The sequence below is a fragment of the Exiguobacterium sp. QJM3NY_9 genome (assembly GCF_056173545.1).
This window is the reverse complement of the sequence record NZ_CM149679.1, coordinates 1,615,747-1,633,711: the sequence shown is the minus strand read 5'-3', so window position 1 is coordinate 1,633,711 and position 17,965 is coordinate 1,615,747. Positions and strand designations below refer to the sequence as shown.

18 protein-coding genes are annotated in these 17,965 nt (G+C 48.7%); 14 read left to right on the top strand and 4 right to left on the bottom strand.

Going from position 1 to position 17,965, the window contains the following annotated elements:
* Nucleotides 1-70: 70 nt before the first annotated feature.
* A complete protein-coding gene (locus tag AC0VYQ_RS08495) occupies nucleotides 71-493 on the bottom strand; it encodes an organic hydroperoxide resistance protein (RefSeq protein ID WP_029330285.1) in 423 nt (140 codons plus the stop codon).
* Nucleotides 494-596: 103 nt separating this feature from the next.
* Here AC0VYQ_RS08495 and AC0VYQ_RS08490 point away from each other — a divergent pair, with 103 nt between their 5' ends.
* Nucleotides 597-1,034: a MarR family winged helix-turn-helix transcriptional regulator gene (locus tag AC0VYQ_RS08490; RefSeq protein ID WP_353048600.1), complete on the top strand. Its 438-nt coding sequence runs from the start codon at nucleotides 597-599 to the stop codon at nucleotides 1,032-1,034.
* A gap of 20 nt (nucleotides 1,035-1,054) precedes the next feature.
* Here the strand turns inward: AC0VYQ_RS08490 and AC0VYQ_RS08485 are convergent, their stop codons facing one another.
* Nucleotides 1,055-1,510, bottom strand: coding sequence for a hypothetical protein (locus AC0VYQ_RS08485; RefSeq protein WP_475403400.1), 456 nt, complete (start codon nucleotides 1,508-1,510; stop codon nucleotides 1,055-1,057).
* A 135-nt stretch (nucleotides 1,511-1,645) separates the two neighbouring features.
* Here AC0VYQ_RS08485 and AC0VYQ_RS08480 point away from each other — a divergent pair, with 135 nt between their 5' ends.
* The 4 genes from AC0VYQ_RS08480 (at nucleotide 1,646) to AC0VYQ_RS08465 (ending at nucleotide 5,491) form a co-directional block, all read left to right on the top strand.
* Nucleotides 1,646-2,149: a PH domain-containing protein gene (locus AC0VYQ_RS08480; protein ID WP_475403399.1), complete on the top strand. Its 504-nt coding sequence runs from the start codon at nucleotides 1,646-1,648 to the stop codon at nucleotides 2,147-2,149.
* Nucleotides 2,146-3,597 carry a PH domain-containing protein gene (locus AC0VYQ_RS08475; RefSeq protein WP_475403398.1) on the top strand — a complete coding sequence of 484 codons (1,452 nt, stop codon included), beginning with the start codon at nucleotides 2,146-2,148 and terminating at the stop codon, nucleotides 3,595-3,597. The genes AC0VYQ_RS08480 and AC0VYQ_RS08475 overlap by 4 nt, the downstream gene beginning before the upstream one ends.
* A 33-nt stretch (nucleotides 3,598-3,630) precedes the next feature.
* Nucleotides 3,631-4,572, top strand: a complete 942-nt coding sequence (locus AC0VYQ_RS08470) for an alpha/beta hydrolase (protein WP_475403397.1) — start codon at nucleotides 3,631-3,633, stop codon at nucleotides 4,570-4,572.
* Between the two features lie 133 nt (nucleotides 4,573-4,705).
* The gene (locus AC0VYQ_RS08465) at nucleotides 4,706-5,491 is read left to right on the top strand and encodes a PP2C family serine/threonine-protein phosphatase (protein WP_475403396.1); all 786 of its coding nucleotides are present in this window, start codon (nucleotides 4,706-4,708) and stop codon (nucleotides 5,489-5,491) included.
* A gap of 264 nt (nucleotides 5,492-5,755) precedes the next feature.
* On the opposite strand, the gene AC0VYQ_RS08460 is transcribed toward AC0VYQ_RS08465, so the two are convergent.
* Nucleotides 5,756-5,899: a hypothetical protein gene (locus AC0VYQ_RS08460; protein ID WP_214766150.1), complete on the bottom strand. Its 144-nt coding sequence runs from the start codon at nucleotides 5,897-5,899 to the stop codon at nucleotides 5,756-5,758.
* Between the two features lie 166 nt (nucleotides 5,900-6,065).
* On the opposite strand from AC0VYQ_RS08460, the gene AC0VYQ_RS08455 reads away from it, so the two are divergent.
* From AC0VYQ_RS08455 to AC0VYQ_RS08445, 3 genes are all read left to right on the top strand, one after another.
* Nucleotides 6,066-6,659 carry a hypothetical protein gene (locus AC0VYQ_RS08455; RefSeq protein ID WP_214766148.1) on the top strand — a complete coding sequence of 198 codons (594 nt, stop codon included), beginning with the start codon at nucleotides 6,066-6,068 and terminating at the stop codon, nucleotides 6,657-6,659.
* Nucleotides 6,660-6,686: 27 nt separating this feature from the next.
* Nucleotides 6,687-7,880, top strand: coding sequence for a hypothetical protein (locus AC0VYQ_RS08450; RefSeq protein ID WP_475403395.1), 1,194 nt, complete (start codon nucleotides 6,687-6,689; stop codon nucleotides 7,878-7,880).
* A 267-nt stretch (nucleotides 7,881-8,147) separates the two neighbouring features.
* Entirely contained in the window at nucleotides 8,148-9,119 is a 972-nt protein-coding gene (locus AC0VYQ_RS08445) for a phosphotransferase (RefSeq protein ID WP_475403394.1), read from the top strand.
* A gap of 128 nt (nucleotides 9,120-9,247) precedes the next feature.
* On the opposite strand, the gene AC0VYQ_RS08440 is transcribed toward AC0VYQ_RS08445, so the two are convergent.
* On the bottom strand, nucleotides 9,248-10,717 hold the full coding sequence (locus tag AC0VYQ_RS08440) for a potassium/proton antiporter (protein ID WP_239456722.1): 1,470 nt from the start codon (nucleotides 10,715-10,717) through the stop codon (nucleotides 9,248-9,250).
* Between the two features lie 176 nt (nucleotides 10,718-10,893).
* Between AC0VYQ_RS08440 and AC0VYQ_RS08435 the strand changes: the two genes are divergently transcribed.
* From AC0VYQ_RS08435 to efeO, 6 genes are all read left to right on the top strand, one after another.
* Complete coding sequence (locus tag AC0VYQ_RS08435; RefSeq protein ID WP_475403393.1) at nucleotides 10,894-11,766, top strand: SDR family NAD(P)-dependent oxidoreductase; 873 nt, start codon at nucleotides 10,894-10,896, stop codon at nucleotides 11,764-11,766.
* A gap of 233 nt (nucleotides 11,767-11,999) precedes the next feature.
* On the top strand, nucleotides 12,000-12,485 hold the full coding sequence (locus AC0VYQ_RS08430) for a GNAT family N-acetyltransferase (protein WP_029330260.1): 486 nt from the start codon (nucleotides 12,000-12,002) through the stop codon (nucleotides 12,483-12,485).
* A gap of 73 nt (nucleotides 12,486-12,558) precedes the next feature.
* Nucleotides 12,559-13,608 (top strand): oxidoreductase, encoded by a 1,050-nt coding sequence (locus tag AC0VYQ_RS08425; RefSeq protein ID WP_475403392.1) that lies wholly within the window; start codon nucleotides 12,559-12,561, stop codon nucleotides 13,606-13,608.
* Nucleotides 13,609-14,070: 462 nt separating this feature from the next.
* A complete protein-coding gene (locus tag AC0VYQ_RS08420) occupies nucleotides 14,071-15,156 on the top strand; it encodes an SH3 domain-containing protein (protein ID WP_475403391.1) in 1,086 nt (361 codons plus the stop codon).
* A 160-nt stretch (nucleotides 15,157-15,316) separates the two neighbouring features.
* On the top strand, nucleotides 15,317-16,996 hold the full coding sequence (locus AC0VYQ_RS08415; protein WP_475403390.1) for a DUF2339 domain-containing protein: 1,680 nt from the start codon (nucleotides 15,317-15,319) through the stop codon (nucleotides 16,994-16,996).
* 135 nt (nucleotides 16,997-17,131) lie between these two features.
* Nucleotides 17,132-17,965 (top strand): iron uptake system protein EfeO, encoded by an 834-nt coding sequence (gene efeO / locus AC0VYQ_RS08410; RefSeq protein ID WP_475403389.1) that lies wholly within the window; start codon nucleotides 17,132-17,134, stop codon nucleotides 17,963-17,965.

Below are 17,965 nucleotides of genomic sequence, written 5' to 3'. Positions count from 1 at the left end.
AAACCATAATGACAACAAAAAATACCCCTTTCTAGTAGATTTCACTAGAAAAGGGCAGACAATGTTATGCTTATGCTGCGTCAGTCGTACGTGTGAAAACATCGACTTGGATGTTTCCAGCTGTTGCGCGTGAGTAAGGGCAAACTGTGTGTGCGATTTTTGCAAGTTCGGCAGCTTGTTCTTCCGATACACCACGGACGAGAACATCAAGTTCAACAGATAAAGCGAATCCGTCTGCTGCTTCGTTCAACGTAACGTGTGCCGTTACTTCGCTTCCATCATGTTTGATGCCTTGTTTACGTGCAACAAGATTTAATGCAGAATCAAAGCAAGCAGAGTATCCAGCAGCAAACAGTTGCTCCGGATTTGTCGCTGATTTTTTAGATCCTGGGACTGGCATGGCGAGAGCGACGTCTAAAACGCCATCTTCTGAAACGACGCGTCCGTCGCGTCCTCCGACTGCTGTAGCTGATGATGTGAACATTGGTTTCATAATCAATAACTCCCTTTCGTTGATTCCTTATTATTAAGTAGCTTACAATTAGATTGTATACAATTTAAAAAAGAAAGCAAGTACTTTGCTCCCGAGGAGGACTATCATGTCAAACCCATTATCGTTAGATGAACAACTTTGTTTTCCCTTTTATTCGATTTCGCGGGAAATCACGAGACGTTATCGTCCGTTGCTCGAACCACTTGGACTGACGTATCCGCAATATTTAGTGATGCTCGTTTTATGGGAAGAAGATCAACAATCCTTGAAAGCCGTCGGCGAACGGTTGCATTTGGATTCGGGGACGCTAACCCCGTTATTGAAAAAGCTCGAAGCGTCAGAGTTAATTCGACGCGTCCGCAATAAGAAAGATGAACGACATATCCAAATCACGTTGACAGACAAAGGGCATATGTTGCGCGAGCAAGCGGAACAAGTTCCGCTCGCCTTAAAAGAGACACTGGGCGTGTCGGAAGAGGATTTAGAACGTGTCAAACAAACGTTAAATCAATTGGTTATAAAAATGAACGGAACTGAATGATTCAGTTCCGTTCATTTTCGTTATTTACGGCGGAAACCCTCTTCTTCAAGATAGTTTGCCGCTTCTTTGTATGAATTGAAGGCACCATCGAGCAGGTCGCCTGCATAGACGAGCCATGTATCGAGGTCTTCATTCAAAAGTGTGAGTTCGAACTGGTTATCGTTGACCCACGTTTCTTCGAGCGTTTCGACCGTCTCGACCGTCGATAACGATTTGATTGCATCTTCAAGCAAAAGAATCAAGGCAGGAGCAGAAAACTCACGGATGTTGACGAGTCCTTTGTTATCGACTTTGTAGCCCGGTAATCCGGCGGCATAGACGAATCCGTTCCCGTTCGGATGAAGGTGATAGACGACGATTTTTTTCTCAAACTGACTTTCAGGAAAGTGGAAATTGACACGGTTCAGTGAAACATCTTTTCGGACGAGTTGTGGAAACGACTCAATGATGTTTAATTTTTCTTCAAATGTTAGCATGGTACCTCCTAGAATTACATTTCTACTCTTCTATATATGCGATGATTTCGGGTCAAATGTCAATGTTCGATTTAAGTCGAGTGAAACTTATTGACGATGGACTCCGTAGTTTTAAGAGAAAGGAAGTGGGAACAGATGCAATCTTCAACCTTAGAAAGTGGCTGGCAACGGTTATCACTCGACTCCGTCAAAGTCGAACGGGAATATGTGGCGATACGGTTTAGTTTGTATGCGCTTTTGATTGCCGTCATGACAACCGTCCAAATTGTGTGGCTCGACTTATCTCCGTGGTGGATGTGGATCGTGACAGGACTCGTGGCCGCGTTATTCATCTTAAAGTTTTATTACATACCGCGTCTGCGTTACGACTATTTCCGTTATCAGGTCGATGAAGAATTTTTAGGCGTCAAGTCAGGCGTCATCTTCCGTAAAATCGAAATCATACCACTCGTCAAAGTTCAGTTCATCGATACATCGACCGGTCCCTTGTTACGTCGCGCCGGCTTGATGAACATCAAAGTCAATACGGCATCCGGATTTGCGGAAATCCAGCGTCTCGAAGAACGACGCACACTCGAATTAAGACGCCATATCGAACGCTTCGCGAAACTCGAGGAGCAAGAGGAGGAATCCTTATGACACGTCGCGTCCACCCGTTATTCATCTTGATGTCGACGCTGACGCATCTCCGGTCGACGGTCATCCCACTCGCTTTTTTATTGTTCAATGATTTAAAGAACGATGGATTCGGTTGGTATACAATCATCGGCTTTAGTGTTTTTTGTCTCGTTCTTCTCATTTCTGGAATCACTTCTTGGTATTTTTATACGTTTACGATTGATGACCAAGCGATTCGTGTCAACAAAGGCGTCTTCCGTAAAAGTGAACGGACGACACAACGGCGGCGGATTGAATCCGTCGGCATCAACCAAAACCTGCTCGAGCGTCTGCTCGGTTTAGCGACGCTGTCCGTCGAAACGTCTTCTGAAGGCGGTGAACCGGAAGTCGAATTAAAAGGTGTCCGGCTCGCGTTCGCTACTTCCTTGAAGTCGACGATTAAAGAAGAGGACGAACAGATAGAACAAACAGAGACGATGGACTCGTTTCGTGTCAGCTTGTCCGACCTGTTTTTTGCCGGCGCCTTGTCCGGTCGTCTCGGACTGGCGCTAGTCGGTTTCTTTGCAGGGTATCAACTGATTGATCAATATATCGAAAAGTATGTCGATCGTGTCTTTAATGAATTGGCGCATTTATCACTCGTCCTCCTGATTGGAATCGGGTTGCTTGTCTTGCTCCTCGCCTACATCGGATCGATTGTCGTCTACGTCGTTCGTTACGGTTCGTTCGAAGCGACACTTAAAGATGAACGGCTGACCATCCGTTACGGATTACTGAACCGGACGGAAGTCATCTTTCACCAGGATAAGGTCCAAGCCTTATTCATCGAGGAAAACTGGATCAAACGACGGTTCAAGCGTGCCCACCTGTCACTCAACGTCATATCGGCGAACGGGAAGGAAGAGCAGATGTTGTTCCACCCATTCATCCGGGAATCGGAAATCGACGCCTTCCTCGACCGGTTTCTGCCGCGCTTCAAACGTGTAAAACCGATGCATCATGCGACCGACCGCGGATTCTTCTATGTCATCCGTTGGCGGCTCGTCCGGTATATTGTCTTGTTTTCAGCAGTCAATGCCGGACTCGTCTATTTTTTGACGAGCCCGCTTAAATGGATCGGCATGCTGTTGTACCTGGTTTTACCGCTCTATTACGTTGTTGCCCGGACGGGGTACCGCAATACGTGTTACGGGTTCGAACAGGAGTTGTTCGTCTTACGTCGCCAACTCGTCAACCGGGAAACGATTTATGCACCGCGTTTAAAAATCGAGGCTTTGTCGGGGCACGTCTCCCGTTTTCTCGAACAAAAGGACTTGCTGAAGTTTGAAATCAATCTGCGTGGTAAAGGACATTTGAACGCGGGTTATTTTACACATAAGCAATTTGAGGACGTCCGGACCTGGTACCAACGCTCTTTTCTGAAAACAGACCGTGCAGAAGCAGGGGACATACGGTATGATAACGAATAACGCGTTATATAGGAAAAGAGAGGAGTTCATGTTGTGCGAAAAGGACTAGCAATCGTACTCGCGATACTACTCGTATTCATCGGATTAATCAGTTTTGATGGATACCGCATTCAAAAAACATTAGTCGGCGAGTCGGAAGCGTCACCGATTCTTGCGGGTAAACCGGCTGATGAATCAAGTGACGCCGTGACCAAGGCAACCGAATGGTCTGCTGCCCAACCGTTCGAACAGAAGACGTTCGAGACGGATGGACGCGTTCATCGCGCAGACTATCTACCTGCAACAGAATCAACAAACAAATCGGTCATTCTCGTCCCGGACGAGGAACAAGCGACGCCGGACGGGGTTGCACCACTCGTGCAGCTGTATCATGAACAATTCGGCTACAATGTCTTAGTCGTCGAACGACGGGGGCAGCCTGAAAACGGTGGGAAAAAGAATTACGGCTGGCTCGATCGGCTTGATTTGATTGAATGGACGAAACGACTTCTCGAAGAAACAGGGGACGAGAGTCACATCGCCTATCACGGGCTTGGTGTCGGCGGGTCGACGGCATTACTCGCAGCTGGAGAAGAAATGTTACCGACACAAGTCAAAGTCGTCATCTCTGAAGGTGCCTACGCCCGATTTGATGACTGGCTCAATCATTTAGCGGATCAACAGATCAGTTATCCCGCAGGACCGTCACTCGCGATGGCGAGCACGTTCAATAAATTCGAACAGGACTTCTTTTACGGTGACGTGTCGGTGACACGACAAACAAGCAAAATCATGATTCCGACACTGTTCATCCATGGGACGGACGATCAACTCATGCCATCGCGGATGGTTTATGAACTGTATCAAGCAAAACCTGGATTGAAGCAGTTGTATCCGGTCCGAGGAGCGGGTCATGGTCAAACGTATCTCGAAGATCAAGTCAACTATCAAAAACGCTTAAAATTATTCATCCAGCCATTCATGACAACGAATTAAGCCGCATCCCTCACGTCACTACAGCCGTAGTCGAAGTGAGGGACTTTTTTTTGGATTAATGAAAGGGAAAATGTTCCAAATGACAGCAGGTGTGGTATTCTCGATAGAACAGACAGAATAGGGGGAGTCAGGCATGTTTAGCTGGGTCGGAAGTGAAGAAGCGTATGTCGATCAAATCGACATAAGGCAGGTGGGTCCGGTCGTTCTCGGACGGTTCGGTGGCTGCTCGACGGCGGGTCAAACAAAAAACGAAGATGGTTGTCTCGTCATGACGGGGACGGACTGGGAGTTGACCGTCTTACTCGATGCCCATAATTCGGCAGAAAGTGCCGAACTCGTGGCGGAGCAATTTTTGACGTATCAAGAGCGGTTGCATCAGCAACTCGAACAAGCAGCCGAGTCAGTCCTTCCGACGTTCGAACACATCATCCTCGAACTGTTGACGGAAGACACATTTCGCGCACGATGCGAGACGTGTCGGGGGGAGACGGCTTGTTTAGTCGTCGTCCGGAAAGGAAACTATGTTTTTTGGTTGTCGGTTGGAGATTGCATCGCGCATCTGTTCCATCCGGAGCTTGCCGGGTTAGGTCAACACAGTCTCAATCAACGGCAATTCTTTGAATGGATCGGACAAGTCAATACGTTTGCGTTACCTGTCCCGTGTTATACCCGCGGCATCCGTGAACTGCGTCAGGGACACAACCGGCTCTTTTTGACGACGGACGGACTCGTCGAATGTCCCGGTGAACCGTTCAGCGATACGACGGACATCGGTCGCGCGTTTCGCGGTACGGAGGCGCAGGATGCCGTTTTGACCTTGTTGACGACGATCAAGCACCATGCTGTCCGGGACAGTACGACGATCTTGACGTGGTCGATTGATGTTACAGGTGACGTGACACAACCGAGTAATGCTTAGGCATGAACAATTACGTTCGAAAGGAATGAATACAAATGGGTTTTTACATCATGTTGCTGTCATTCATACTAGGAATCTACTTGACGATTCTCAGCGTTCCTACATATTGTTTCTCGTCCCGGGGATCCTTCTGGTCATCTTTGCCGTGTATCTCGCAAGACCGCATTAAAAAAAGGGAGATGGATTTCCGGGGCGAACACCGGAGAACCGTCTTCCTTGTTTTTTGTTAATCGAGAGACGTCCTTACGGTTAAGGCAGTCCCGTTTAGGGTGTTTGCTCATCAAGCGGTTCGATTTGTTCCGTTTCGACAGGTGGATCCAGTTCATCTGCTTCGTTCGTCAAAGGAAACGCGATCCCGGCACTGGTCAATAGCGTGATGAGTGCGGCATTCGTTAGTGTTTGGCGCATCGTTGCTCACTCCTTCTTTTGTTATCCTACGAAATTGAAAAAAGAAAAGTTACACTTTTTGATTATTCTGAACATTTAAGTGGGATTCGTCAAGTAATCGTCATCTTCACCTAAGTATTTTTCCCGATAAACCGTTATACTTAAACATGGAAAAGAGGGATGTCGCTTGAAATTAACGAAAGCTAACACACGCATTTTTGAATCATTGTTACCCCGTTTGAACGTTAACGCGGAAGAACCGGAGCGAACGGACATCGAACGTCAACTGCAGGCTGATTTGTATGAAGCGCAGCGGCAACAACGACCGTTCGAAGAAGTCCATGGGCAAACACCGGAAGCGCGACTCGACACGATGATCGCAGCGATTCCGGAACAGCGTCGTGCTGAGACACAAAAACGCTGGACACGAAACTATGTCTCAAGCATCTTGATGTATATTTTCATCGAGGGAATCGATGGCGTCTTTCAGTTCGCACTCGCCGACTATTTGTTGTTCTCGATCATCGCCTTGTTCTTGATTGACGCGATGTCGATCTTAATCACGTCACCGAAAATACGTGACGTCAAAGGACGTGTCTGGGGACAGTTCATCATCAGTTTCGTTTTATTTGCAACGTATAAAGCGGTCTTGATTACGTTCGTCCCGAATCCCGATGTCATCTTCCAAGTCAGCGGGACACCCTCTTACATCATCGGAGTCGGTGGTCTGATTGCGTTATACCTCTACTGGTCGAAGAACCCGCTACGAAAACGCGCCTAAACGAATCGAGAGAGGAGTGGACGGATCATGGAATTTACGCACTGGAAAAGACGCTTACAGGATCACTTCGAACGAATGGGCTTTAACTTACGGATTGAACGCCTTGCCATGCAAGACATCATTAAGCTCGAGGCGACCCACGGAGCCTTTTTGTTCTTCCCCGTGACGATCAACTTATATGAACGGATGGGCTGGAAAATGATTGCGATTGAATCGCACCATCCGGATACGGTCGAGGATGCGTTCGCCGAAGCACAAATCGAATCGTTGTTCCAACTGACGATGGTGACATTCGAAGAAGAAGAGCGTGAGTTTTTACTCGGCTTCTATAGCAATACCGGTCGTTATTTGACGGACCGTCAATCTCCGACGGGGCAGTTGCTCGCGGCAATCGAACGGGAGTGGTATGACGGAGAAACGATCCGGATTGAAACGTTCGAGGAATTTCCTGGACTGTTCGTGGCACCACCGTTCGCACATCAAGCGTACGCATTCGCTGCAGCGGAAGGCAAATGGCACATGTTCGTCGGGCGGACGGGACGCCCTGCGAACGATTACCGGTTCGATGGAGCAGTCCTGATGCCGCACCGGATTGCCGATAATGAACTGTTCACGATGACGCCGCTTGCGGTTGCGATTGATGATACGGCAGGATTGCGCGACCAATTGCATGAGGAACGGTCAGAAATCAAACGATTCCACACACAAGCGATGGAGACGATTCGTGACTACGATCCGTCGTTCGGCTTCGCTTGGCGCGGGACGGTCACATTCTTTCATGGCATTCCCGTCGACCCTTTTGCACAGCGGTTATGGCTGGAAGACGGACAAAAACGGTTCCGGATCATGCAAAAAGCATCCCAACGGATTTTAGCACTCGGCGACACGTGTACCGAAGCGATTCATGCGCTTGACGAGGCCGTAAGCGCCGGTGAACCGGACGGGACACCCGTCAGTGCTGTCGGACAACTCATCCTCGGGATTTGGCAACAGTTTGAGTCCGATGAACGGACCTACTTGACAGAGGTCGTCTGTACCGGGATTTCACGGACACAGGCGGAGAACCGGATCCGGCATGGCTTAGCGCGCCAAGAGACAGTCAATTGGATTGAACGTGCACAAAACGGACGTGACCAGTTCCAGTTCGCAGGACTATCCATTACATTACCGCACCGCCCACCCGGAACGATCGAGATTAGACGAGAAGAGGAACAACGATGAACGTCAGCTACACTCGAGAAACTGTCTGATACGACTTCACGCATCAGACAGTTGACGGACCACTTCGATGTCCGGTACATTCGTCAGCAGGAACAAACGCTGGTAGAAAACAAGTAAATTCTATTGAATGAGGATCGAACCCCCGATGTCTTCGCCCTGCGAAAAAACGTCGGGGGTTTTTCCTCATAAGTTAACGGTTCAATCGATTCTGACGCCTGTCAAGGCGAAAAAGTTCGTAAAAAATAACGGAGATAACAGGAGAAACATATGGAGTCATACCGATTTGATCAGATTTGTGTATTGTTTGATTTAGGCGAACGGACGGAAGATCCACGCCCCCTCTCCGGCGGTTTCATCCATGACATGTATGGACTGAGGACGACAAAAGGACATTATGCGGTAAAATGCTTGAATCCGCAGATTATGAGACGACCTGACGCGTTTGCGAACTTCAAAAACGCGGAAGATTTTGCATTGCTTGCAGGTCGGCACCTTTCCGCTCTTCCGGCAAAACGGATACGGGGGGAAGCGGTGCAACAGATAGCTGACGAGTACTTTCTTCTTTTTGACTGGGTCGACGGCAACCTGCTTTCCTTGAAGGAGATCCAGCCATCCCATTGTAATACCATCGGGACCTATCTGGCAGGCTTACACCAACTTGATGCTGGCATGGTCCCCGCAGTGGTTGGAACGATTAGCCACGACTGGACAACTTATCTCAAAAGAGGCCAAGCAATCGACGCCGAGTGGAGTGTTGCCCTAAGCGAAATCACCGAGGCGTTAAAAGTGTGGAACGAGCGAGCCGTGCGAGCAGAAGCGTTCCTATCCAACGCTTGGGTCATGAGTCACCGCGACTTGGATCCTAAAAATGTCTTATGGACGAAAAACGACCTGGTCGTCATTGACTGGGAATCGGCGGGTCCGATTCATCCTGTCCTTGATGTCCTTGAGACGGCGCTTTACTGGTCAGAGGATGAGACGGGGCATCTGAACAAGCAGAAGTTTCAAGCATTTTTTAGTGGCTACACAACGAAAAATAACCTAGGGGATGCGAAATGGTCGGCTGTAATCGCCTGTAGCTATTCGAGCAAACTTGATTGGCTCGCTTATAATATCAGCCGGACATTCAGTGCGGATAAAACGGAGCGACGAATCGGTACAGAACAGGTGAAACAGACGATCCTCGACTTAAAACGCCACACGGACCGGATGGAGACGCTGAAAGGCTGGCTGACTTAAACGTCGCAACAACATCCATCTGGGATAGGACTCTTACGTCTGAACAAAGTACCGGACATTCCCGTCTAACATCCATCACAGGACCGATGATCCCGCTTTTTTCACGGAATCATCGGTCCTTTTTAACTTTAAAGACCAAGCGAGGCAATCAGCTTTCGAATCCGTTCTTCCGATTGTTTCGGCGTCAGAATCAGGAGTTGATCGCCACCAATCAATCGTGTCTGACCGCGGGGGGTAATGATGGCATCGTCACGAATGACGGCGACGACGAGCAAATCCTGCGGCATCTCAATCTCTTGCAATGTTTTCCCGTCAATCCGACAGAACGACGGGACACTGACCTCGACGATTTCAGCATTCGGATTTGCGACCGTCATGAATTGAATCAACGGCTCAATCCCGATCGTTGGTTTCACTTCGAGCTTCATGACACGGACAATCCACGGTAAGGCCGTTCCCTGCAGTAAAGCCGATGTCATGACAGTGAAGAAGACGATGTTGAACAAGAGATAGGAGTTCGCAAGTCCGCTCGAAAGAGGATAGGTCGCAAGGATGATTGGTACGGCGCCGCGTAGTCCGGCAGCCGTGATGACACTTTGCTCCCGGTAATTGTAGTGAAAGGGAAGAAGTGAGATGAAAACAGCGAGTGGTCGTGCGACGAGAATCAGCGTCACGACGATGATGCCTGAAATGAGCAGCATCTGCGGATCGAGCAGTTGGCGCGGGAAGACGAGCAGTCCGAGCATGATGAACATCCCGACTTCTGCCAGATGCGACAAGCTGCCGCTGAAACGAATCAAGATGTCGCGGTAAATCATGTCGTGGTTACTGATCCAAATGCCTGTCACATAGACGGCGAGGAAGCCACTCGCATGGATACTCGTCGCGATCCCGTAAGACAGTAAGGCGCCGCTGATCAAGAGTGTCGGATACAGGGCCGATGCTTGAAGCTGAATCCGGTTCATCAATTGCGTCAAGAACCAGCCGATGCAGAGACCGACGAGTAAACCGATTCCCATTTCGTAGAATAAAGACAGGACGCCACTGATAATCGAGAAACTTTCCGGATCGAGCGCAAGTTCTGTAAAGAGAATCGTCAAAAAGACAGCCATCGGATCATTTGTTCCAGACTCCGCTTCCAGTGTATGTTTGACCTTCTCATCGACAGGACGTCCGCTCAGTAAGGAAAAGACAGCCGCTGCATCGGTCGAGCCGACGAGGGCGCCGACGAGTAACGCCATCGGCCAGCTGAAATCAAGAATGAAGTGGGCGACGAGTGCAATCAAGCCAGTCGTGATGACGACGCCGACCGTCGCAAGCGAAAGGGCAGCAGGGAGGACTTGCCTGAAATCGCCCCATTTCGTGTTGAGACCGCCATCGAACAAAATGATGACGAGGGCGATCGTTCCGAATAGACGCGCTTGTTCAAAGTCAGAAAAAGCAATCCATCCTGCGACATCCGTTCCTGCGAGAATGCCGACGAACACGAATAAAATCAAGGTCGGGACGTTGAGGCGAAAGGAGAACTTGGTCGTGATGATTGCGAGTAGTAACAAAATACCGGCAAGTAGTAAGACGGTTCCTTCATGCACATGCATACCTCCTCGAATCGGGGCAGGGTTCTCTTCTGTTACGTTTAGTATACGCTATTCACCTCTTTTGCAGGCGGAGAAGTCTTTTTTTGAAATGATGTGTATAAATCGACGGAAAAAGGAAAACACTCAATATATATGCATGTAAACGAAGAAAGCGTAACTAGAGGAGGAAAATGGAAATGAACATATGTATCGTGACAGGCGCAAACTCAGGGATGGGAATGGTGACAATCCAAGCTTTGCTTGAACGGGGGGACCGCGTCATTGCGACCGTCCGCTCAGAGAAGAAAGCAACACTGCTCGTCCAAATGTTACGTGAACATGGGGTTTCGCATACGAATCTTGAAATCGAAATCGTTCAACTTGACCAACTGGAATCCGTCCGCCGGTTTGCAGACCACTTGTTCGATAAGATTGGTCGCATCGATCGCCTGATTTTAAATGCCGGGGTCATGGTCCCGCCGTATCATTTGACGAAAGACGGCTTCGAGTCCCAGTTCCAAGTCAACTACCTGAGTCACTTCTATTTGATTGAACGCTTGCTGCCGCTCCTTCAACACGGAAACGATCCACGGGTCATCTCGATTTCATCGCTCGCCGGGGAAGGCGGACTCGTCCGAACAGATATCGAACTGGAATCGATTGCCCATGTTAAAAAAGAACAATACAACCCGATGCGGTCGTACCGCGAATCGAAATTGCTACAGATGGTCCACATGCGTGAACTCGCGGAGAAGTATGGGGACGATGTGACATTCGTCAGCGTCCATCCGGGCATCGTCAATACCGACTTGTTCTATCGTGGCAAGTACGGCAAAGCGATGAAGGTGCTTTTAAAGCCGATCGCTCAAATCGGTTACTGGACCGGGAAACTGTATACGCCGGAGTATGGGGCGAAAACCGCACTGTACCTCGCGACGACGAATGACCGGCTCGACAATGGTGGCTATTACGCCGATTCCGCACCACGTCTCAGTAACCCGGTCGTCGAGGATACGCGCTACCGTGAAGATGCGCGCCGTCTATCGAAAAATTGGGTCGGACTCGACTGAAGACAAAAAAAGGCCTACCGGCTCGTGGGAAGCCGGTAGATCCACGTTGTGAAGACTGGGGGTCTGATCACGTTTTTAGAATACGATATTTAAAAATAAAATTGTAGAATATGAAAAAAATCACAAAATGATGCGTTTTTATGATTTTTTTTAAGCGATGCGAGCAAAACGGTTTTCTTCTGGTGCAGTTTTCGTTAGGATAAAGAAGAATTTTTGCTTACAGGAGGTACAACATGATACGACTAGCTACATCACAAGACGTTCGAAACATCGCAACACTACTCGAGCACAAGGCGCTCGCACTCCAAGCGACGGGCAGTACACAGTGGTCTGCCTACCTTGAACAAGACATCGAAACACTCGTCCAAGAGGATCTTGATGCCGGAAGACTGTTTGTTTTTGAAGAAAACGACCAGTTGCTCGGTTCCGTTGCCCTGCTTCCTTCGATGGAATGGGATCGCTCGTTATGGGCAGATACAGAAGGTCTTTATATCCACCGGATTGTCGTCAGTGATTTGGCGAAAGGACGCCGCGTCGGAAAACAACTTCTTGATTATGTAATCGAGTTGACGGATTACGAAGGGGAAACACTTCGCCTCGACTGCGTGGCGTCAAATGCATTTTTAAACGACTATTATACGTCGGTCGGTTTTACGTACCAAGGAACATATGACGGATTTTCGACATATGAGTACGAACGAATCGAAGCGACGGCATAATCGGTCATTTGTTCAAGACAAGTCGTAGCCGCTTTGTTAAGGTAAAAGAAAAGTAATTGCGAGGAGTGATAGGATGCGACTTCAGATTGGCTTCATCGGCTTCGGTAAAAGCACGACCCGTTACCATCTGCCTTACGTCATGATTGATCCCCATTTCGAGGTGACGTGGATTTATAATCGGACGGCAAAACCGGAGTTAGAGGGAAAATATACGGACAAGCTTCCCGTAGTCCAGTTCACGACGGACCTCGACAAGATGTTGTCGGACGAGAAGCTTCAAGTCGTCGTCATCAACACACCCCCTGCGACGCATTTTGCCTATGCCTTGAAGGCGTTGCAACAGCAGAAGCACGTCCTCGTCGAAAAACCTTTTACCGTGACAGAACAAGAAGCGGTGCAACTGTTTGAGGAAGCACGTAAGCAAGGCGTCAAGCTACTCGCCTATCAAAATCGGCGTTTCGATAGCGACTTTCAAGCTGTCGCCCAAGTCATTGCGTCCGGAAAGCTCGGTCGCATCGTCGAAGTCGTCTCGCATTTCGACTTGTATCGTCCGGATGCGAAGCCGGCGAATACGGCGAATGAGAACGGTGCGCTCTATAGTCTCGGTGTCCATACGATTGATCAAATCATTGCCTTGTTCGGAAGACCGAACCAAGTCGCTTATGACATCCGAACCGTCCGGGGTACTGCGATTCCGGACGATACGTTTGCGCTTGATTTTTATTATAACGATTTCAAGGCGAGTGTCCGAACGAGTCATGTCGCACTGGCACCCGCTCCGCGCTGGATGATCCATGGGACGAACGGGACGTTCATCAAACAGCATGTCGATCGGCAAGAGCTTGACTTAAAAGCAGACTACTTCCCAGGAGAAGAAGGATTTGGGGAAGATTCGGAAGATGATTTCGGTCGGTTACTCTATCATGATAACCACAATCATCTTCAAAATGTCCGGATTCCGAGTCCGATTGGTGACTACGGTAAATTATATCGAGCATTTTACCGGAGTATCGTTGAAGATGCCCCTCTTCCAGTGACGGAAGAAGAGACGACGTTCGTCGCCCATGTGCTCGAGCAGGCGTTCACTCAACCGTCACCGTTTATCGTCAATATTAAAAATTGAATTTCATTTAAAAAGCTAAAGGGTCGCGACCGATTACTTTTCGTGCTTTAAAAGCGATTCAAGACGGATTGCGCTTTAAAACGTCTTCATGCCCGGCTTTTTTGGTCACGGTATTAGCTAAAAAGCGTCATGTTTCGTTGACTCCTACGGGAAAAAGTACGTTTTTAACGCACGTTCAGAGGCAGGCAAGACCCTGCTCGTTGGCCGCTAGGATCCAAGGAGCAACGGCTTGCGCCTCGCCCGAGGAACGCAACGAAAAAAGACGCTTGATCTCCCGATAGAACTTTGTCTACAGTCTGAATCTTCTTGTTGTGCATATACAACAGGAAGATTTTTTTGTTACAAAGAATGAAGATATTGCTATTTTTTTAGAATTTTCTTTTGAAATCATGATTATTATTTCAATAACTTGGGAAAAATGGTGTATATCATCGTATTGTCATTCTGTTAAGGGGGTCTATCATGAAGAAGTTTTTCTCAAGTGTCATCGTCGCTGGTGTTCTGTTTGGCGTATTCAGTCCGTCGCTCGTCGCACATGCCGCAACGAAGCTGACCATCACGACCGCAGTTTTACGTGTCCGTGAAAAGCCGACGACATCAAGCAAGATTCTCGGGAATGTCGTCAAAGGAAACGTCTATACGTCAAAAGGAACATCGGGAAGTTGGTACAAAATCACCTATAAATCACGGACGGGGTACATACACAAAGATTATATGAAGACATCGACGACGTCCTCGAAATACACATCGACCGGCACGAAGTATACGACGGTCGGGACGTTAAACGTTAGAACGGGCCCGAGCACAAAATACAAATCCGTCACCCAGCTCAGTAAAGGGGTCAAAGTCGCAACGTATGGCACGTCAGGTAGCTTTACACGTATTTTGTATAGCGGGAGCTACCGCTATGTCTCGACACAGTACTTAACGAAAACGAAGCCAACAAGCAGTACGACTAAAAAATTAAATGTCCCGTACTACAATCAATACACGTTAGGTTATCCGTCAGGTTGCGAGTTCGTCTCGTTGAAGATGGCGCTCGCCTACAAGAAAAAGTCTGTTTCGGCTGCGTCGCTCTATAAACAACTACCGAAAAGCATCAGCAATGCGACCTACAAAAATGGAAAATACTACTGGGCCGATCCGGAAAAAATGTTTACGGGTGATCCGGCCGGGACGCTCTCTTACTACAAAAACTGGGGCATCTATCCAAAAGGCATCCTCCCACTCGCTAAAAAATACCGGAGTGGCGCCGTCGACATCTCCAAACAAGGTGTCAGTAAGATTGAACGTGAAATCCGGAGCGGGAATCCCGTCATCGTCTGGGCGACCGTTGACTTCAAAAATCCATATGGCTACTTCTCTTGGATCAAGCCGGACGGCAAAACGTTCACCGGGTACCGTAACTATCACGTCATGCTCGTGACGGGTGTTTCAAGCAGTTCGTTCTACGTGTCTGATCCGTATCGTGGGAAATACGCCGTCAGTCGCGCACAGTTCACATCTGTTTATAACACGACGGGACAATATGCGTTATCCGTTCGTTAACTGGTCACCTGACCAAACGACTTTCACCTTTTTCAAAAGGGCGGAAGTCGTTTTTTTTCGTTGAATCGTCACCTGACGTTTCCTTATTTTTGAAAAAATAAGAAAAACGCAGAAGAAACAGGTACACTAGTACCATCTAAAATAAAGAAAGGGTGGAATGATGGAAGAACAACGAATCACCCAACTAGAACAGGAACTCGAGGCGTTGAAGTTACGTGTCGCGCAACTCGAACAGCCGCATCCGGTTCCGCATCCTAAGTCGACTCCGGAGCAAAGTACGGTCGTGACACCGAAAAAACGACCCGCCTTCGTCAAAAAAGACGACACGTTTTCACCAAAAATCAAACAAAGCCGGACGCGCGATGAGTGGGAACACATGATTGCGACCATCTGGTTACCGCGCATCGCCGCAATTTTTGCCGCGATTGGGGCAATTTTCTTATTTTCTTACGCCTCGATCTCCGGCTGGGTCAATCCAGCAGTCCGAGTCGGCAGCGGAGTGCTCATCGGATTGCTCTTAATCGGAGTAGGCGAGTATCAGTATGAGAAAAAGCGACGGGAACTCGGCGTCGGGCTCGTCGCGACGGGGACAATCGTTTCTTTAGCCGCCTTGTTCGCCGGCATGGCGTTGTATCAATTCTATTCGCCGGGTCTTGCCTTCTCGCTCGAACTCGTCATTTTATTCATTACGTTCGGATTAATGTTATGGATGGCGTCACGTGTCCTCCTGATTCTCGTCTCAATCACCGGATTTTTACTCCCGTTTCTGCAACTGGCGGACGAAGCGAACGTTTCGTTGTTTTTACTGTATGAAGTGATATTGTTCGCCGCCTTATTCTATGCCGCGATTCGCTTAAAAACGATTCTCGGTTTCGTCGTCAGCTGGGGATTCCTGACGATCGCTCTCGTTACAGCGATGAGCATGGTCGGCTTTTCACCACCGTCCATGTCTGACGAAATCTCACTGCTTGCTGCGTCGCTCATCAGCTACATCGGGACCGTCTTCACTGGGCAACGTCTCCGGATGAAGTGGAACTATCCGAGTTACGGGGCCGGTCTCATTGCGATTGCGAGTCTAGCCGTCATCGATTGGCAGTGGGGGACACTGATTGCCCTCGCGCTGGCAGGGCTTGCCTATAGCATCGCTAACTACTCGAAAGATGCCTGGCACAATGCAGTCGGTCACGTGACAGTGTTCTACGCGATCACGCAAATTCCCTATGACATACTCCGACTGAGCGAGCAGTTCGAAGCCCTGTTGTTCGCCTGCATCCTGATTGGCCTTTGGTTCGTCAAACGCCAGCACATGCCGTACCAACGGATGATCGCTCTCGCTTTGTATGTCTACTTCATCTTCGACCAGATTACGCAGTCGGGTATGTACGCGGCAATGAACGACTCGTTTCGTCTTTCGGTCGTCGCTTTAGTACTTGCGACGAGTGCTTTAATTTATTTACTCGTGCAACAACACCGCGCGATGGTCGAGGACGGGACGTTCCAGATCAGTCTAGTTGTCGCAGCCGTCGGCGTCCTGACGACGTATACGTTATTCGTCATGGAACTGCCGTTTTATGACGGACTCGACGAAACGAATCGCAGTACGACATTATCGGTTGCCTACATTTTACTTGCCTTGCTTCTCGTCACGATTGGTCGGATCCGTAATTTGTCCGTCTGGCGATTATCCGGTCTGTTGCTACTTAGCGTCAGTGCGATTAAGCTGTTAGTGTTTGATTTATCGTTCTTGACGCTCGTCCAAAAAGCGTTTGTCTTTATCGGGTTTGCAATCGTGGCGTTCATCATTTCACGGACGTATTTTAAAAAGCGAAAAAACAACTAAATGAGCAAAAACCCGTCCTGATGACGCTCGTCAGGACGGGTTTTTCATATTACCTCTAAATTTATATTGATAACGATTATCATTATCGTCTATACTAACAACTGAACTTACTTAACGATTTGGGGGAAATGAATCATGTCACATAAGAAAATCCTTACGGCGAGCATCTTGTCACTCGCGACCTTGTTAGCTGCTTGCGGGGAACAAGAAACAACGACAAAAGCGACACCGAAAACAGCGGACGGCCAATTCGATCAGGTCGTCGCCGATTACCGCGATTATGCAATCAATGAACTCGATGCCTTCACGAATAAAACAGAAGCCTTTACGACGGCCGTCAAGGAAGGGGACCTTGAAAAGGCGAAAGCGCTCTATGCACCGGCGCGGATGCACTATGAACGGGCGGAACCGATCGCGGAAGTTTTCGGTGACCTCGATCCGAAAATCGATGCCCGTGCAGGTGACGTCAAGGAATCCGAGTGGGGCGGTTATCACCGGATCGAACAAGGCTTGTTCGAAAAGGGAACAACAAAAGGGTATGAGCAATACGCAGAGCAATTGATGCAGGACGTCCACCTCTTGCGTGCAAAAGTCGAAACAGTCGACGTGACGCCGGAGCTTCTCGTGACGGGGGCGACGGATTTATTGAATGAAGTTTCGACTTCGAAAGTGACAGGCGAAGAAGACCGCTATTCACATACCGACCTTTATGATTTTGCAGCGAACGTCCAAGGGGCGGAAAAAATTTATCAGTTATTGAACCCGAGCCTGATGAAACAAGACGAAGCGTTGTCAAAAGAGATCGCAGCGCGCTTTGAGGATGTCAATGCCTTATTAGAAGCGAAGAAAACGGAAAAGGGGTACGTCCTCTATACGGACTTATCAAAAACCGACGTTAAACAGTTGAGTCAAGCCATTAACGAACTGGCAGAACCGCTGTCGAAGATGGGCATCGTACTGGAGGGATAA

Coding starts and splice junctions, on each gene's coding strand:
- AC0VYQ_RS08475 (WP_475403398.1), top strand. CDS start 2,146: ATGACACGTCGCGTCCACCCGTTATTCATCTTGATGTCGACGCTGACG.
- AC0VYQ_RS08495 (WP_029330285.1), bottom strand. CDS start 493: ATGAAACCAATGTTCACATCATCAGCTACAGCAGTCGGAGGACGCGAC.
- efeO (WP_475403389.1), top strand. CDS start 17,132: ATGTCACATAAGAAAATCCTTACGGCGAGCATCTTGTCACTCGCGACC.
- AC0VYQ_RS08450 (WP_475403395.1), top strand. CDS start 6,687: ATGGAATTTACGCACTGGAAAAGACGCTTACAGGATCACTTCGAACGA.
- AC0VYQ_RS08465 (WP_475403396.1), top strand. CDS start 4,706: ATGTTTAGCTGGGTCGGAAGTGAAGAAGCGTATGTCGATCAAATCGAC.
- AC0VYQ_RS08445 (WP_475403394.1), top strand. CDS start 8,148: ATGGAGTCATACCGATTTGATCAGATTTGTGTATTGTTTGATTTAGGC.
- AC0VYQ_RS08440 (WP_239456722.1), bottom strand. CDS start 10,717: ATGCATGTGCATGAAGGAACCGTCTTACTACTTGCCGGTATTTTGTTA.
- AC0VYQ_RS08430 (WP_029330260.1), top strand. CDS start 12,000: ATGATACGACTAGCTACATCACAAGACGTTCGAAACATCGCAACACTA.
- AC0VYQ_RS08460 (WP_214766150.1), bottom strand. CDS start 5,899: ATGCGCCAAACACTAACGAATGCCGCACTCATCACGCTATTGACCAGT.
- AC0VYQ_RS08415 (WP_475403390.1), top strand. CDS start 15,317: ATGGAAGAACAACGAATCACCCAACTAGAACAGGAACTCGAGGCGTTG.
- AC0VYQ_RS08480 (WP_475403399.1), top strand. CDS start 1,646: ATGCAATCTTCAACCTTAGAAAGTGGCTGGCAACGGTTATCACTCGAC.
- AC0VYQ_RS08485 (WP_475403400.1), bottom strand. CDS start 1,510: ATGCTAACATTTGAAGAAAAATTAAACATCATTGAGTCGTTTCCACAA.
- AC0VYQ_RS08435 (WP_475403393.1), top strand. CDS start 10,894: ATGAACATATGTATCGTGACAGGCGCAAACTCAGGGATGGGAATGGTG.
- AC0VYQ_RS08420 (WP_475403391.1), top strand. CDS start 14,071: ATGAAGAAGTTTTTCTCAAGTGTCATCGTCGCTGGTGTTCTGTTTGGC.
- AC0VYQ_RS08425 (WP_475403392.1), top strand. CDS start 12,559: ATGCGACTTCAGATTGGCTTCATCGGCTTCGGTAAAAGCACGACCCGT.